At 68.7% G+C, this 16,409-nt stretch carries 15 protein-coding genes and 1 pseudogene; 4 read left to right on the top strand and 12 right to left on the bottom strand.

Annotated elements, in window-relative coordinates:
- The 8 genes from AB0C62_RS39130 to AB0C62_RS39095 form a co-directional block, all read right to left on the bottom strand.
- Entirely contained in the window at positions 1-888 is an 888-nt protein-coding gene (locus tag AB0C62_RS39130; protein WP_362981637.1) for a TIGR03619 family F420-dependent LLM class oxidoreductase, read from the bottom strand.
- Positions 889-916: 28 nt separating this feature from the next.
- The gene (locus tag AB0C62_RS39125) at positions 917-2,107 is read right to left on the bottom strand and encodes a CoA transferase (protein ID WP_362981635.1); all 1,191 of its coding nucleotides are present in this window, start codon (positions 2,105-2,107) and stop codon (positions 917-919) included.
- 575 nt (positions 2,108-2,682) lie between these two features.
- Entirely contained in the window at positions 2,683-2,985 is a 303-nt protein-coding gene (locus AB0C62_RS39120) for a muconolactone Delta-isomerase family protein (RefSeq protein ID WP_362981633.1), read from the bottom strand.
- A 110-nt stretch (positions 2,986-3,095) separates the two neighbouring features.
- On the bottom strand, positions 3,096-3,974 hold the full coding sequence (locus AB0C62_RS39115) for an ABC transporter substrate-binding protein (protein WP_362981631.1): 879 nt from the start codon (positions 3,972-3,974) through the stop codon (positions 3,096-3,098).
- A 599-nt stretch (positions 3,975-4,573) separates the two neighbouring features.
- A complete protein-coding gene (locus AB0C62_RS39110) occupies positions 4,574-5,245 on the bottom strand; it encodes a TetR/AcrR family transcriptional regulator (protein ID WP_362981629.1) in 672 nt (223 codons plus the stop codon).
- 563 nt (positions 5,246-5,808) lie between these two features.
- Positions 5,809-6,621: a helix-turn-helix domain-containing protein gene (locus AB0C62_RS39105; protein ID WP_362981627.1), complete on the bottom strand. Its 813-nt coding sequence runs from the start codon at positions 6,619-6,621 to the stop codon at positions 5,809-5,811.
- 284 nt (positions 6,622-6,905) lie between these two features.
- Positions 6,906-7,487 (bottom strand): TIGR00730 family Rossman fold protein, encoded by a 582-nt coding sequence (locus AB0C62_RS39100; RefSeq protein WP_362981625.1) that lies wholly within the window; start codon positions 7,485-7,487, stop codon positions 6,906-6,908.
- Between the two features lie 284 nt (positions 7,488-7,771).
- Positions 7,772-8,974, bottom strand: a complete 1,203-nt coding sequence (locus AB0C62_RS39095) for a serpin family protein (RefSeq protein ID WP_362981623.1) — start codon at positions 8,972-8,974, stop codon at positions 7,772-7,774.
- 497 nt (positions 8,975-9,471) lie between these two features.
- On the opposite strand from AB0C62_RS39095, the gene AB0C62_RS39090 reads away from it, so the two are divergent.
- The gene (locus AB0C62_RS39090) at positions 9,472-10,023 is read left to right on the top strand and encodes a SigE family RNA polymerase sigma factor (protein ID WP_362981621.1); all 552 of its coding nucleotides are present in this window, start codon (positions 9,472-9,474) and stop codon (positions 10,021-10,023) included.
- Entirely contained in the window at positions 10,020-11,402 is a 1,383-nt protein-coding gene (locus AB0C62_RS39085) for a PQQ-binding-like beta-propeller repeat protein (RefSeq protein WP_362981619.1), read from the top strand. The genes AB0C62_RS39090 and AB0C62_RS39085 overlap by 4 nt, the downstream gene beginning before the upstream one ends.
- Before the next feature lie 84 nt (positions 11,403-11,486).
- Here the strand turns inward: AB0C62_RS39085 and AB0C62_RS39080 are convergent.
- Together AB0C62_RS39080 and AB0C62_RS39075 are read right to left on the bottom strand one after the other, a co-directional pair.
- A pseudogene (locus AB0C62_RS39080) lies at positions 11,487-11,720 on the bottom strand (hypothetical protein); the annotation flags it as partial.
- Between the two features lie 376 nt (positions 11,721-12,096).
- Positions 12,097-13,140, bottom strand: coding sequence for a LacI family DNA-binding transcriptional regulator (locus AB0C62_RS39075; protein ID WP_362981617.1), 1,044 nt, complete (start codon positions 13,138-13,140; stop codon positions 12,097-12,099).
- A gap of 283 nt (positions 13,141-13,423) precedes the next feature.
- On the opposite strand from AB0C62_RS39075, the gene AB0C62_RS39070 reads away from it, so the two are divergent.
- Positions 13,424-14,782 carry a GH1 family beta-glucosidase gene (locus AB0C62_RS39070; protein ID WP_362981615.1) on the top strand — a complete coding sequence of 453 codons (1,359 nt, stop codon included), beginning with the start codon at positions 13,424-13,426 and terminating at the stop codon, positions 14,780-14,782.
- On the opposite strand, the gene AB0C62_RS39065 is transcribed toward AB0C62_RS39070, so the two are convergent.
- Complete coding sequence (locus AB0C62_RS39065; protein WP_362981613.1) at positions 14,773-14,931, bottom strand: hypothetical protein; 159 nt, start codon at positions 14,929-14,931, stop codon at positions 14,773-14,775. The two genes, AB0C62_RS39070 and AB0C62_RS39065, sit on opposite strands and share 10 nt — an antisense overlap.
- Before the next feature lie 278 nt (positions 14,932-15,209).
- Between AB0C62_RS39065 and AB0C62_RS39060 the strand changes: the two genes are divergently transcribed.
- Entirely contained in the window at positions 15,210-16,199 is a 990-nt protein-coding gene (locus AB0C62_RS39060; protein ID WP_362981611.1) for an ROK family protein, read from the top strand.
- Positions 16,200-16,284: 85 nt separating this feature from the next.
- On the opposite strand, the gene AB0C62_RS39055 is transcribed toward AB0C62_RS39060, so the two are convergent.
- Positions 16,285-16,407, bottom strand: a complete 123-nt coding sequence (locus AB0C62_RS39055; RefSeq protein ID WP_362981669.1) for an RICIN domain-containing protein — start codon at positions 16,405-16,407, stop codon at positions 16,285-16,287.
- Positions 16,408-16,409: the final 2 nt, after the last annotated feature.

Here is a 16,409-nt window from a genome sequence, read left to right as displayed (position 1 = left end):
TCAGGGAAGGCGGTGGGCAGTCGGCAGGACGGCCTCGGCGAGAGCCTGGAGTTCCTCCATCGCGGAGTCGAGCGTGGCGTGCTCGAAGGATGTGTCGCAGATGAAGTGACTGACGCCGAGATCGCCGTACGCTTCGATGGTTTCGGCGTTGTAGGGAGCCTTACGCAGCGGCCTCGCCGTCAGCGTGATCTCGCCCATGTCACGGCCGGCCTCCTCGACGTACGTGCGGAGGGTGGCGAGGTAGCCGGCGTACTCCTCGGGACCGACCGCCAGCGGGTGCCAGCCGTCGCCGATAGCGGCTATACGGCGAAGTGAGGCCTCGCTGTAGCCGGCGAACCAGATCGGGATGGTGCCCCGTACGGGCTTCGGGTACATCTTGAAGTCGTGCAGGTTGTAGAAGTCGCCGTCGAAGTCCACCTCGTCGTCGGACCACATCTGCCGCATCGCGTTGACCATCTCGGTCACACGACGCCCCCGGTCCTTGAAGGGCGCCCCCAAGGCCGCGAACTGCTCCTTCATCCACCCGACGCCGATGGCGACGGACAGCCGACCCTTGGACAGGACGTCGATGCTCACCAGAGTCTTCGACGTCGGTACCAGCGGCCGCCAGGGAAGGATCAGACAGGAGGTGCCGAGTTCAACGGTCTCCGTCGCCGCCGCCGCCCAGGTCAGAGCCGTCAGGCAGTCCAGGTACGGCGTCTCGGGCGACCAGAGGAACTTGCCGTCCGTCGTGTACGGATAGGGGGTCTCCACCTTCGTGGGCAGCGCCACGTGATCGGTCATCCACAACGAGTCGAAGCCGATCTTCTCCGCGTAGCGGGAGACCTCGCTGATCGCGTCCGGCCCTGCCCACGGTCCAGCGCCGGGGATCCTGATTCCAACCTTCATGTGAGGCTCCTTTGCCTGAGTTTCGACGTCAGCGGACGACCTGGGCCGTCATAAGACGCGCTATGTCTTGGTTGTCGTGACCGAGCTCTGCGAGCAGTTCGGCCGTGTGTTCGCCCAGCGATGTCGGCGGCCGCTCCACGCGCCCGGGGGTTTCCGACAACTTGATGGGGACACCGGGCACTTGGAGTGGGCCAAGGGTGCTGTGTTCGATGTCGACCACTAGGTCGAGCGCACGGATCTGGGGGTGTGCCACGGCCTCGTCGTAGGCCAGTACCGGGGCGCAGATGATGTTCTGCTCGCTCAGGAGTGCGACGACGTCGTCACGGTCCCGGTCGGCGAACCACGGGGCCAGCGCCGCGTCGAGCTCCTCGCGATGGGCGAGTCGGCTCGCCGCCTCGGCGAATCGCTCGTCGTCGAGGAGCCGCTTGTCCACCACATGCGCCAGCCGTGCGAAGTGACGGTCGTTGAACGCCACCACGTGCACAGATCCGCCGTCCCGAGTCGGGTAGGCGTTGTATGGGGCGTAGAAGGCGCTCGCATTGCCGACGCGCGACGGCGCGTGATCGGCCAGCAAGTACTGGCCGAGCCACGGCGCCTGCAAGTGGAACAGGGAGCCCACCAGCGAGACGGAACCGTCTTGCCCGTTTCCGGTGCGCTTCCTGGCCAGGAGCGCGACCAAGGCTGCGATGGCGATCAGGTAGCCGGCCGCGCTGTCCGCGACGGGAGGGCCCGCCTTGGTGGCTGGGCCGTCCTCGTCGCCGGTGGCGTGCATGAGGCCGGTGAGCGACTGAGCAACGGGATCCATCGCCGGCCTTCCGGCGAGCGGCCCGCGCTCGCCGTAGCCGCTCACGTTGAGGCATATCAGGTGCGGGTGACGCTGCCGGAGGGCCTCCGGATTCAGACCAAACCGTTCCCGTACGCCGGGCAGCATGTTCTCGATCAACACGTCCGCTCCCGCGCACAGTTCGTGAAAGAGCTCCCGCCCTTCCTCGGTGCGAAGGTCCAGTGCGATTGCCCGCTTGTTCCGGTTGACTCCGGAGTACACACCGCTCATACCGTCGCGACCTGGCCCGAAAGTTCGAGACTCGTCACCCGTGATGGGCTCCACTTTCACGACGTCCGCGCCGAAGTCCGCCAGGATCGACGCGCCCAGCGGGCCCGCCACCATGGTGGCGGCGTCGATCACACGCGTCCCCAGCAAAGCCTTAGCCTGCGTCATCACAGGACCGCCTTTGTTCATTATCTCGAACTCGGATCAGCATTGTGGACGACTGTAGGTACGGGTCGTCCACACGTCAAGAAACCTGTAAGGGGCGGACATCGGCGTTCCCCGGCCGATCTGGCGATGCCCGAGACCCCGGAAGGCCGGCCAAAGGACCGAGCCGCGGGGCCGTGCCCCCGGCTCGACAGGCCGATCGCCAGAAGGGCGCCCAACGACCACGCCGAATGACCCAGCCTGCACGGGCAGTTGGGCATGACGGGGCCCGGAGCCACCGCGATGACATCGACCGGGCACGGCCTCTGGGCGCGCCCGGGTACCCACCAACCAGCAGTACCCGCGTCCCCGTTCGGGCTGATGCGACAGGGCACCCCGAACCAGGACGCCGGTTCCTCACTCACACATCTGGCTTGCGACGGCGCGGTTCGGCGTCCTGGGTACAGGCCCTGCGCAGTCCAGCACGCCCCCGGCGCACCGACCGAGCAGGATCGCGTAGGTGCCCGGATGACGTGCCGGGAGTCACTGCGGCCGGGCGAGCGAGAACTTGGGACGGAGAGGAACCCCGGAATACACCCTCAAGAGGTGGCGCCCGCCTTGCCCGGGTCGTTCGGATGCGACTCGACAGCAGTGACGACCCCGGTCATCCACGGCCACAGCGGCAACGTGTTGAGGACCTTGTCGTACAGTTCGGCCTCGTCGACCGCGCGCCACAGGGCGATGCTGCGCGTCTCGCCGACCGGTCGCCAGAGCCGGACCAAATGGCCCGTGGCGATGAGCTCCCTTGCCCGAACAGCCTCGGCGGCGCGACGGCGGTCCACCTCGGCCGGATCGGTTCCCTCAGGAATCGCGGTAGTGACCTCAACCAGAAACTCTTTCACAAGCCGGCCTCTCTCTACTCCTCCGGAAATGGGTCGCCACAAGCCCGCTGTCGGAACGCTTCGGGCAGGGACCACCCAGCTGCGCCTGCGGCGACTTGCGTGCCGCGGTGCTAGTCGGCAGCGTGCGCGGTGCGGAAGAAGTCCGATGCAGCAAATGTGACGGGGACGCCCAGTTCGGCGGCGACCGCGGTGATGGCGGCGTCGCCGACGGCGAGGTCGACTTGGCCGTCCGTACTGAAGTGCGGGGCTATGAACTTCTCGTAGTGCGCTCGGACTTCCTCTGGCGTGTGTCCGCTGAGGAAGCTCTGGAGACACCGCTGGGTGGTGTCGGGTTCGTTCTGGATCAATTGCAGGGCACGTCGGTGGGCCCGTACGACGGCCTGGACCGCGGGATCGTCCGGACGGGTGTGAGTGGGGTCGACGGCCACGCCCACGGTGGGAATCTGGAAATGGTCGCCGGCGAAAGCCAACACCTGCCATCCGTTCTCGGCCGCCACCGCCTCCGGCGCCATGGTGTCGCCGACCACGGCGGCGTCGATCGTGCCGTCGCGCAGTCGGCGCAGGTCCATGCTGTAGTCGCCGGGCGAACGGACGACGGTGTGCACGTCCCGGTCCGGGTCGAGGCCAGCCTTGCGCAGGATGATGCGGGTGAAGCACCCAGGCCCGGTATGGGAGGGGTGCAGCGCCAGTCGCTGACCGGCAAGATCCGCCAGGGAGTTCAGGCCCGAGCGGGCGAGGAACCAGAACTGTGGGCGCTGAGTGTTGACGTTCAGCGCGACCCAGGGGATGCCACCGACGAGTCGGGAGAGCAGCGTTCGCCCGAGCCCGATGACAGCGCCACGGCGCAGCCGTTCCGGATCCCAGGCGCAGCCGTCGCGCAGTGCGACGTGGACGCCTTCCTCCGCGTAGTAGTCCTGCTGATCGGCAACGTACGCGACGAGTTCCTCGTGCGGGCCACGCCCCACGTAGGCGAGATCGATCGTGTGCATGCGCGTCCTGCTTTCGTGTAGCCCGTCAACCAGGGCCGTCCTGCCGTAGGCCGACCGCGAAGGGTGCGGGACGACTCCACGGGTCCGAGAGCCTGACTCCCGACAACTCGCCACCGGCCCAGCCGTGACGGAGCTCGTGGAAACGCCATCCGGCCGGGAGAGCACACAACCAACCGGTACTCGCGGCAGTTCGACGCACGCGATTCAGGAGCACCGTTGGCCGGCCGCGGCCGGTGCGGACCTCCACAGCGTCCGTCATGGGGGTGCCACATCCCAGGCAGGGCGATTGGCAACTTCCTCGAGCCCAGGTCTGGGCGAGCTGGTGAACAAAACTGTCCGCCATGGACCTCGCGGGGCGTCCGGGGCGACCACTCCTGCAGAGGTCAACGACCAAGGCCGTCAACCCTGCGCTCATGTCGCTGCAGGCCACGAGTTGGCAAGTGCTGGGTGCCGCGCCCGCGACGCCGCAGTACTTCGGTCCTCGGCACACCGGGCACAGCCACCGTCGACGCCGTGGGACCTACACGCGGTCACAGTCTGCGAGGCGCCTCACGAACTCAATGGCTCGGCAGGGTGACAAGCCACCCTCTGCCACGGGCCTATCCCGGGCTGTCGCCGCGGACGCTCGAAGCGGCAGCCCGGTATGGCGCATCGCCGATGACTGGGTCCCCGGAGCGGATCGCCCCGTACAGCACCGTGTCGACGGTCGCCCGCAGTAGATCGGCTGCAGTCCAGTCGAGTTCACGGGGCAGCTGCGAGGTGAGCAACCGCTCGAGTGCGCCAGAAATGATCGAACTGAGCAGTTCTGGCGGTGCGGGCAACAGCCCTTGCCGGTGACCGTCTACAAGCAACTCGTCGAGCCGGCGGTAGATCACCGCGTCCACCCGCTGCTCCACGTACTGGCGCAACATGGCATCACCCCGACCCAGAGCGAGCTGAGCCGCCCCGAGCTTGTCCAGCTCATTGCCCGCCGCAATCAGGAACCGTTGTATGCGTACATCCAACGGTTGCCCCTCGGCGCCCTCCACAGCAGCGATCAAAGAGCGCTCCACAGCGGCGAACTTCCGATCCAGGACTGCGGCCAGCAGGCTGCGCTTGTCTGGGAAATGACGGTAGATCGTCTTCTTGCTCATCCCGAGCTCGCGAGCGACGTCGTCCATACTCACCCGCGGGCACCCCGGGGCGAAAAAGAGTCGACCGGCGGCTTCCACGATGAGGTCGGCACGCTGTGCATCACCCATGGAAACGCCGGAAACTGATTCAGTTTCCATGTTCCGATCCTGCACCCCCCTGCCTGCGCCGTCAAGGCACTGGGGTCGACTCAGCCGGAGGCACTCGCGCATCGGGCTGCTTTGCGGCATGTGGGCCAACATGCCCACTCCGCGTACGGCTAGGTCCTCTCGTCCGATCAAGGAGCGCGAGCAACGAGGAAGGCACGCCTGACTTCAGGCTGATCTCACCCCGAGCACCCACGACTTGAGAGCCGTTGACAGTCATGGTCGTGGAGTCGACAGATCCGAACTAGAGGGTGCCGCTCGCGCCGATCGCAGGCTTGATGACGCCCAAGCCCGTCCAGGGCAGGCCGTGCACGAACGAGAAGACGACACCGGCCGGCCGGAAGCAGGCGCGTCCCTCCGATGACGGGGTCCGGGTTCAGGCTGCTCCGGCTCAAGGAGGCGATCGAACCCAGAAGGACGTCGGCACGACGCGGGAACCCACCGCCGGAGGCCCCGTTCACGCGGGGCCCCGAGGCTCCCTCAGCCCGCACATCGACCCCGCACCGAAGCCGGCTGGCCACACCACTCGAAGCTGAGCAAGTGAGGTCGGAACCTCTTTAAACGGTAGATTCGTCCCCATTTTCGGGGTAATCAGCCGGTACCCGTCCACCACTGCGGGTAGTGATGGCCCGAGCCGCGACCACCAGGTATTCCGCCAGCTCCTCGACATCCTGCGGCATGAGATCCGCGCCGATACCGAGCAAGGTGATCAACAGGCAGGGGTATCCATCTCGGTCGAAGACCGGGAAACCCACGACGTTGAGTTCAGGGCGGTACTCGCCGAAGACGGCACCAAAACCGTTGGCACGCAGTTCCGCACGACTCGGCCCGTCAGGCCTCACGACCTCCGCCACGGACTCGTCCCAAGCGGCGATCAGTCGGCTGAGCAACGGTGCGGTCCGATCGAAGCGAGCCCCTATCTCAATCGTGATCTTGATATCTTTGCGGCTCTCGATCTTGGCGATCGCGGTGAAGTGCCCGTCAGGCATCGGCTGGATCGCGAGGCACGCCAGCTGCGTCCGCTCGGCAAGCCGCTCCATATACGGGCGCGCCTCAGTGACCGGCGTGGTGCGGGTCACCGCCGCGATGCCATATTCCACCAGCAACGGCCCGAGGTTGTAGCGCCGAGTCCCACTGTCGTAACTGATCAAACCCTCGGCCATCATCGTCCGGATCAGGTTCGACGCCGTGCTCTTGGCGAGCGAGCAGCTCTTGGCCAGCTCGGTGAGCGTCGCACCACCAACGTGTCGAGCCAGGGTGTCCAGCACACGGACCGTGCGTGACACGGCCGGTACGAGAACTCCGCCGCCCTGCTCATCCGCATCATCGTCCAGCGCCCCGCCGTGTTGCCGCGAAAGGCTGTTCGCCACGTCTTCCTACCTTCCGGTCCCGGTGTCGTAAACGACCGTATTGGCATTGCGCACCAGCCATAGGAGGTGGAGCTCAGCGCTGCCAGGGTCACGGGCGACAGCCGTCAGCGTTTCATACTCCTCGGGTACATCGAGCCCTGGTTGCGCTTCGACCCCCGGGCTGAGGGCATCCCCAGCAGGTAGGGGTTAACCCGATGTGGCCAGTCTCCGCTCGGTCCGGTCGCGCCCAGGAGAGGTGAACGAATAACGGACTAAACGCCCTCGGCACCTCGCGACCTGATCAGCTACCGCAGATTCTCTCCGTGCGCCGGCTGCGGGGCGCTGCGGAGCCGTTCCTGCAGCGCATCCAGCAAACCGGGCAGATCGGGGGCAACAGCGAGGTCGTCCAGAGTGGATGCGGGGATGAAGCCAGAGTCGGCGATGTCGCGCAGGGCTGCGAGCAACGGCGTCCAGAAGCCCCCGGCGTCAAGGAACCCGATGGGCTTGGCATGGAATCCGAGTTGGCGCCAAGACCACACCTCGAAGACCTCTTCCAGGGTCCCGAGACCGCCGGGCAGAGCGACGAAGGCGTCGGCACGCTCGGCCATGAGGGCCTTGCGCTCGTGCATCGAGTCGCACATGAGCAGCTCCGTCACCCCTTTATGCGCCCACTCTCGTTCGACCATGCTGCGCGGCATGACACCGATGACCTCGCCACCCGCCTTCAGCGCGCTGTCCGCCACCACGCCCATCAGGCCGCGGCGGCCACCGCCGTAGACGAGACCGATTCCCTGCCGGGCCAGCTCTGTGCCAACGCTGGCAGCCAGCGCGGCGTGCGCCGGGTCGCTTCCGCTGGACGAGGCGAGAAAGACGGCGAGACGGCGCATGAAGATCTCCGGAAAGGGTCGTGGCAGACCTTCGGTCTACCACAGGCAATCCGGCGCTGACCAAGGCTTTTCCTACGAGACCTGCTACCGGGAGCAGGAACAGTTACATCGCCGAGCTCCGCCCCCGCGGCGACCGCAGAGCACCTCGCAACGAGCCCGACAAGCTCCGGCCTGCAAACCAGCCGCTGCGAAAGGTTACGACTACTGCGCCGGGCCCTGCTGATGTGACCTACCCAGCACGGCGTCGGACTTGGCCGCACGAGCGGTGCGCGTCGTCGTCCGGCTCACCACTCGTCGTCCTCGTCGTACTCGGGGAGTGGCAACGGATCCGTGACCCAGCCCGCCATCAGCACGAGCCGGGTGTGGCGATGCAGGGCGAGGAAGCCGAAGGGACGGTCGAAGGCGGCGCTGATCCGGGTGGTCACGTAGCGGAGCTCGGGCACGCCCCCAGCGCTGAGGGCGAACGCCGTCACCGCGGCGGCCTCGAAGCCCAACGCGCCGAACCTCGCCATCGCGTTCTGCTTGGCCGACCCGATGGCGAGCGGGAAGTCGCTGATGCCGGGGAAGTGCCCGCGCGAGGTGTCCCGTGCGGTCGTGAGCCCGAACAACGAGTCCAGCTTCAGCAGATCGTGGCTCGCATTCATTGTGTACGCCGCTGTCGTCACCTCCAGCGACGGCGGCTGGGGCCGCGGGCTGCGCACCTTCTCCACCTGCAATCCGGGGCCCACGTTCCCGTAGGGCAGCTGCGGTCCCGGCACGACCGCTCGTCGGCCGGCAAGGATGTCGACCCCGGCTCCCAGCACCTGCCCCGGCGTCATGCCCTCCTCGCCGAGAAGCAGGTGCACGTCCAGGGCGTTGTTCCCCAACACCTTCAACTCGGTGACATGCCCGCCCGGCGTGTCGGCCACCCCCACGCGGTCCAGCACCGTGCTGGAGCGCCGCAGTCCCATCCGCGCCGTGATGGCCCACGGCTGGTAAGCGGTATCCAATTCCACCTCGTGGAAAGGGCTCAGCCACTGCGTGCGCAAGGCCAGCGCGCTCGCCAGCACCATCTGCGTGCCCTCAGTCAGCATGACCGGCATACGGTCGATCAGCCCGCCGGTCCGCTTCACCGTCCAGGCGTCCAGCGCCCGGTGGTCTGCCACAGGGTCTCCGGTGAGCACCCCGTGAGCGTCAACCGGCAGCCCCGTCTCCCACTCCTTCCTCAACTCCAGGGTGCGTTGAGTCCACAGCCCCAGAGCCGTGTCGAGTCCCCGCATGGTGCCCATCGCGGCGAGCAACTCACGTGCGGACTGCGCCGCTTGCCCCGCTGGAAGCCCGAGAGTCTCCGCCAACTCGGTCCGGGCCACACCTCCAGCTCCATCGGCCAGGTAGGCCAACAGAGGCCACACCCCAGCCCCCGAGAAGGCGGTGCCACCCTCCGAGACACCCGCCCACCGCGCGGTCAACCCATTCACCGCGCGCACCGTCGCCGTCGAGATTCCCATTCCACCCCCATCGTCAACCCGCTGCTCCCCCGCTCATACGGGGAGCAGCGGTACCTCTACCCAACAGCGTTCTCGCAGAGGGCCCATCCCAGCGCGCTCGGAACCCGGACCATCGAGCCCCGCTCGTGCGGGGAGCCGGACGCGGCGCTCATCACGCCCCGGCACCGTACGAAACCATCCCAGCACGTCAGACGATCAGGCGATGGACCGAAGAGCGACTGAAGCGACCGAGTGGCCATCTCAGGCGCACGAATGCCGACCAACTCGCCGACGCCGGTGAAGAAGGCGCCTTGTCCAAGCGCGGGGAACGGTATCTCGGGATTCTGCACGGAACACCCTCGCGCCCGCAGGGAGGACGTTGCCGGGACGTCGGCCGGGTCTTCACCCGCCACCCGAGATCGCCGAGTTCACCGACCGCGCTCCAGAATCTCGCGACGGCAGACATAGATTGCCGACCGCTCGTGCGTCCTTGAGGGCGTTGAGAAACGGGAGGGCCCATGGACCCGCAGGACCACGAGAGATTTCGGGACTTCGTCGATGCCCGATGGAGCGCCTTGCTGCGCCTGGCGAACCTGCTCACCGGCGGTGACCGCCACGAGGCCGAAGACCTTGTGCAGACCGCTCTGATGAAGGCGCTGGGTCGCTGGCGGCACATCGAGGACCCGGAAGGCTACGTGCGCAAGGTGATGTACCGGCATCAGATCAGCCGCTGGCGGCTGCGTCGACCGCACCGCGAAGCGACGTTCGCCGCACCGCCCGAGAGCTTTGGTGTCACCGACGGCACATCCGCCGCCGACCTGCGGATCACCGTGGGCCAGGCGCTGGCCCGACTGACAGCGCGACAACGCACGGTCCTGGTGCTGCGTTACTTCGAGGACCTCTCCGAGACAGAGGTCGCCGCCGCGCTCGGCTGCTCGGTGGGCACCGTACGCAGCACCACCCACCGATCGCTGGCCCGGCTGCGCAAACTCGCGCCGGAACTGGGCGCCCCCGAACAGACCACAACAACCACCTCGAACGACTTGTCCCTGAAGGGAGCCCGCACATGAGTGCCGACCAGAACACCGACCAGCTGGACCGCGCGCTCCGGGATGTCCTGCACGCCTGGACCCCCCTGGGCCCCGGCGCTCCTGCGGACATCGCCGACCGCATCGTCCGCCGCCGACGGCGACGGAACCTCGTGCGCGTCACCGGCGCCGCCCTCGGGCTGGCCGGCATCACCCTGGGCGCTGTCATCGCCACCGGTGCGGGCGCCGACGACGGTGCGCAGCCGCCGGCCGCGCGGGTGAGCAAGCAGAGCAAACTCCTCTGGCAGACCACGTTGCCCGCCAAGTCCTGGGACGCCTGCACGCTCGGCGCCGATACCGGTGACGTGTACTGCCGAGGGATGGAGTACGACACCCTTGGCGTGAACGCCCTTTCCGGAAAGGTCGAATGGCAGCGGAAGGCCAAGGCCGCCAACGGCAGCAGCACCCCATCAGGATCGATGCCGGGTGTCCGTGACGGGGTGCTGTACACCTACGCTGATCACGCCCCGGGCGCCTCCCGGGCCGGCACCGACCTGGTCGCCCTGGACGTCCGCAGCCGGCAGGTTCTGTGGAAGCACGAGCTGGCCGACGACAGCCGAGGCCGGACCTCCGCCGTCCTGTTCGACGGGGGAATCCTCGCCAACTCCCCGACCTTCAAGAGTGTGGCCGCTCTGGACGGCACGACGGGCCGGACGCTGTGGACGTACAAATGGAAGAAGGCCGACTGCGATCGGGCCGTGATCGGCGGTGTCCCGTACCTCACGTGCTCGCCGGACAGCGAGAAGGCCCCGCAACAGAGCACCGTCGTCCGCCTCGACCCGGCGACGGGCACGCCGCGGACGGTCGCGACCGTCAAGGGACCGACCCTGTACATCGGGACGGACGGCGAAGCCGTGCTGCTGGGCGGCATGGCCGGCGGACAGAAGTTCTTCGGCGACCCCGGCCCCGCCACCCTGACCCGCGTCGACACTCGTTCCGGCTCGGTGACGAAGCACCGCCTGGACCGCCTGCCGACGGGTGTGGTCGCGGACGGCCTCATCCTGGGCGGCGACAGAAGCGGCAGCGCCATCGCGTACTCCGCCGAGAGCGGCAAGAGGCTGTGGTCGCGCGACCTCGGGCTGACGCTGCGTAAGGCGACCGACCCCACGATGCGCGAGTTGCCCTCCGCCGCCGCGGTGGACCTCACCAGCCGGGTGGCGTACTACCTCGACCCGTCCGGGCACCTGGTGGGCCTCGATCTCGACAGTGGTGCGGTGCGCTGGCGCGGCCAGGTGCCACTGCCGAAGAGCCCGATGGAGGCCGGGATCGCTCCGGAGCTCATGAGTTACGGCCACAGCCTCATCGGCCAGGTTGACGGCGAGCTCTTCAGGATCACGCCCCGGCTGCCTCAAGGAAGTTGACGGTCGGATGCCGTGAGGCCGCGCGGGCTCCGTCCGGGGGACCCGGAGCCCGCGCGGCCAGACAGGTCAGCCGGCGGCCAGAGGTTACAGCCGGGGTGTCAGATCCGACATCACGGTGAGCGGCAGTGAAGGGCTGGCGGCTGCGGCCTCCACCACCCGCCGGTCGGCGTCGGTGAGCAGCTCTTCGATGATCGGCGGCGGAAGCGCCGCATGGCCGGCGGCGATGGGCCTCGCCTGTTTGTCCGCCAGGCAGGCGAGCAGCGCCGATGCCGACGCGTTGCGGTGCCGGGCAATCTCGCGGAACGCCTTCTGGAGCGGTACCACGTGCCTGTCGACGCCCGGTTCGTCGATCACGCGCGCGGCCGAGGATGGACCCCGCCAGAGCTGAGCGACACCGAGCTGGAACACCTCGCCGATACCTTCTTCCCCGACGACGAAGACTGAGCCGGAGAAGGCGGGCCAGGCACCCCAGCCACACGTTCGTGCCGACGGTCGCCGCAACCGGGGACAGTCATGGCGCGGGGCGGACGCCGCCCGCAACGGAGAAGTTTGCGATACCCGAGGGGCGGAGTCTGGGCCGCCACGGTCCGGTTCCCACCGTGCAGACCGACGCCAGCCGGCACCCGTCGGGCGAATCCGTGAACTGGTGCGGAAGACGACTCACGGGGTGCTGAGCAGACTCACTACGAGATCGCTAGCCGCGCGGCGGCGGTGCGGTGGAGCCGCGTGGCACCAGGCTGGGCACCTGCGCGGTGTGCGAGGACGTTTCCCGGTGTGTCATGACGTCGAACAGTGTCTCGGTGACGTCCGCGCCGAAGGAGAAGACGTCGTGTTGCATCGCGGACAGGGTGGGTCGGGTCAACTGGCACAGCTGGGAGTCGTCCCAGGCGAGCAGTGACAGGTCCTGCGGCACCGACAGGCCGAACTCCGAGGCGACGCCCAAGGCCGTGACCGCCATCAGGTCGTTGTCGAAGACGATGGCCGTTGGGCGTTCAGCGGCCAGCAGGAGTGTCCGGCATGCGCGGCTGCCCTGGTCGGCGGAGAAGTCGGCGACCACTGTCCGGGCCTGGAGGCCGAGTTCTGCGGCGGTCTCCGTGAACGCCTTGGTGCGGATGGCGCTGTGGCCCAGTTCGGCGGGCCCGCTGACCCGGGCGATCCGGCGATGGCCGAGCGCGGCCAGGTAGCGCACGGCTTCCACCGACGCCGCCGCGTCGTCGGTCCACACCGAGGTGAACGGCCCGGCCAGCGAGGGATGCCCGACGACGACGGCGGGCAGGCCGATCGCCGACAGAGCCGCGACGCGCGGGTCGTCAACCCGCAGGTCGACCAGGATGCTGCCGCTGATTCGGTTGCCCTGCCACCACTCCCGGTGGACCTCGATCTCCTCCTCCGCCTCCACGAGCCGAAGCAGCAGCGAGCACGCGTGCCGGCTCAACACACTCTCGATGCCCGAGATGAACTCCATGTAGAACGGCTCCAGACCCAGCATCCGGGCCGGTCTGGCGATGGCCAGGCCCACCGTGTGCAGGGCCTGCCCAGACAGCGACTGCGCGGCCTGGTTGGGACTCCAGCCGAGCTCACGGGCGGCCCGGAGGATCCGCTCCTTGGTCTTGGCCGACACGCCGGGTTTGTCGTGCACCGCGATGGTCACCGCAGAGGGCGAGACGCCGGCCAGTTTGGCGACGTCCTTGATCGTCACCCTGCGCCGGTCGCTCGGTGACGCTGCCGTCTGACTCACCGCGGTTCCGCCTTCGTGTCGTGTCCTGGCTCCCGAGGGCCGGGGCGCACCGCCCACTGGGCCGCATGGGGCCGGTGGGGATAGAGCGCGCGAGCACCTCGCCCGCTCACCCTAGCTTGCGCAGCTGACGAAGACCGTGGCACTTGGGATTTCGCCAGGATCAAGAGGTTACTCAAACGTTTTATAGACAGAGTCAACCCGGGCTCCTACGCTGAGCGCACCCAGCCGACGCGTGACCGTACCCGCCGTCCGTGCTCCGCGACGAGAGCCGAGGAACCGCCCCGTGCCCCAGCCTCCGTTCCCCCAGCCCGACCGTGCCCGCCTCCTCCCGGAGAACTTCCGCTTCGGCGTGGCCACCTCCGCCTTCCAGATCGAGGGGGCCCCGACAGCCGACGGCCGTTCCGACTCCATCTGGGACACCTTCTGTCGGGTTCCCGGCGCGGTCGCCGCGGGCGACACCGGCGACCTGGCCTGCGACCACTACCGGCGCATGCCGGAGGACGTCGACCTGCTGGCGGGTCTGGGCGTGGACACCTACCGCTTCTCCGTCTCGTGGCCCCGCGTCCAGCCCGGCGGCCGAGGTCCCGCCAGTCGGGCGGGCCTCGACTTCTACGACCGGCTGGTGGACCGGCTGCTCGCCAAGGGCGTCGACCCCTGGCTGACCCTCTACCACTGGGACCTGCCTCAGGAGTTGGAGGATGCCGGCGGCTGGCCGCACCGCGACACCGCCCACCGCTTCGCCGACTACGCAGCCCTCGTCTTCGACCGGCTCGGCGACCGCGTCCACGCCTGGACGACCCTCAACGAGCCCTGGTGCGTGGCGATGTACGGCTACGCAGACGGCATGCACGCCCCGGGCCGCCGCGACCGTCGGGCAGCCCTGCACGCCGTCCACCACCTGTTGCTCGGGCACGGCGAGGCGGTGCGCCGGATGCAGGAACAGGCCGGTCCTGAGCACGACTTCGGACTCACTCTGAACCTCACCCCGAGCCTGCCCGCCACCGACAGTTCCGAGGACGTCGCAGCGGCCCGCCGCGCCGACGGCCTCGGTATCCGCCTGTACCTCGACCCGATACTTCTCGGCACGTACCCCGAAGACGTCGTCTCCGACCTGGCGGAGGAGGGCATCACCCTCCCGGTCCAGGACGGCGACCTGGACATCATCGCCACCTCGATCGACGTCCTCGGCGTCAACTACTACTTCAGCGAGCGAATCGCCGCCGGTCGCCCCGTCCGTGAGGAGGACGGGCCGGTCACGGCACTCGGCTGGCCCGTCACCCCGGACGGCCTCACGGATCTGCTGTTGCGCGTCTCCCGCGAGTACCCTGCCGTCCCCCTGGTCATCACGGAGAACGGTGGCGCCTTCACCGACGCCACCCTGGAGGAGGGCCGGGTCTGCGACGGGGACCGCATCGCCTTCCTCGCCGCGCACATCGACGCGGTCGCCGAGGCGCATGTCCAGGGCGTCGACGTGCGCGGCTACTTCGTGTGGACGTTGCTGGACAACTTCGAGTGGGCGCACGGCTACGGCCCGACCTTCGGTCTCGTCTCGGTGGACCGGAAGACCATGGCCCGCACCCCCAAGGAGAGCGCTCGCTGGTTCCGCGACTTCCTGCGGGCGCAGCGACAGCCTCAGGTGTAGACGACCGCCGCGCCCGTCGCGACCTCGGCGGTCGTCTGCATGTCCCATGCCGCAACAGCCTTTGTCCGGGCGGCCGTTGCGGGGTTGTCCACGGCCAGGGCGGTGCTGCGGACGGAGTCGGTTGGGCCGAGCCTGGAGCGGAGTGGCATCGCCCTCGACTGTGGCAACGCTCACGCTGATCCGGAGGTCGCCAGGACGTTCAACAGGGCGCACCCGGCGGCCGGTTCTGTGGCCCGATGGCGCCGGACGGTGGTCGGTGTTGTGGACCATCTCGCCACTGGGATGTCCATAGAAGGTACGAGGCGGGTGCCTGGTACTGACGGGGACACTTGCCGCATCGACCGTTACTAAAACGCTACACTCCCCTGCGTTCCCGCCCCGACGACGATGTGCTCGCCGAGGCCCTCCCTCCGGACGGAGAACAGCCATGACCATCAGCGCCTCCGAGATACCGCCCGCGCCCCGGCAACCGGTCCGCGACCGCTTCTTGGCGGCCCTGGACATCGGCGGCACGAAGGTTGCCGGTGCCGTCCTCGACCCCCACGGCTCACTCCTGTACCGGGCCGAGCGCCGCACCCCCGAGGCAGGCTCGGCGGCGGAGGTGTTCGGGGCTGTGCGAGAGGTGCTGGAAGAGCTGGCCGCGGTGCCGGAATGGAGGCGGGTGGAGGCGCTGGGCATCGCCAGTGCGGGCCCGGTCGACATAGCCCGGGGCCGGGTGAGCCCGGTCAATGTCCCCGGCTGGCGGGACTTCGCTCTGGTCGAAGAGGTCCGTGCCGTGCCGGAGGCCGACGGATTGCCCCTCGCGCTGTGCGGGGACGCGGTCGCGATGACCGCCGCGGAGCACTGGATCGGAGCGGCCCGCGGCTGCCGCGACGCCCTGTGCATGGTGGTCTCCACCGGCGTCGGCGCGGGTCTTGTCCTGGACGGGGTGGTACGCAACGGCCCCACCGGGAACGCGGGGCATCTCGGGCACATCAGTGTCGACCTCCTGGGCGAGACCTGCGTGTGCGGTTCACGCGGTTGCGTGGAGCAGTTGGCCAGTGGCACCTCCCTCACCAGGCGGGCACTGCGGAACGGCTGGCGTCCCGCGGGTCCGGCGGACGGCGCCGCGTTGGCGGCTGACGCCCGCGCCGGTGACCCCGTCGCTCTGGCCGCTTTCGACACGGCCGCGCGGGCCTTGGCGGCAGCCATCGCGGGGGTCGCGACCCTCGTCGAGATTGAGATGGCCGTCATCGGCGGCGGCGTGGCCGAGGCGCACGACGTACTCTTCCCGCCCCTCAGAGCCCACTTGGCCACCTACGCGGTCCTCCCGTTCGCGGCCGGGGTACGCATCGAGCGCGCCGCCCTGCGGGCCGACGCCGGCCTCGTCGGCGCCGCGTTCCTCGCCGCCGACCGCCGGCCGACGGGCGCCCGGTAGCAAGGCGGTCAACGGCCCCGAACAGTAGCTCGGGGCCGTCCGAGCGGTGCGCTCCGACGGCCCCGATGGAAGAAGTCCTGGTGGGTCACGTGGGGAGGTGCCAGGTCTGCCAGGGGTTGGTGTTGCGGTCCCAGATCTGCAGGCGGGTGGCGTTGGCGGTGCTGCCGCCGGGGACGTCGAGGTAGCGGCCGGACTGCGGGTTCTTCAGGT

The sequence above is a fragment of the Streptomyces sp. NPDC048643 genome, assembly GCF_040650615.1.
Lineage (GTDB): Bacteria > Actinomycetota > Actinomycetes > Streptomycetales > Streptomycetaceae > Streptomyces.
The sequence above is the reverse complement of the archived record's forward strand: the minus strand, read 5'-3'. Positions and strand labels throughout refer to the sequence as shown.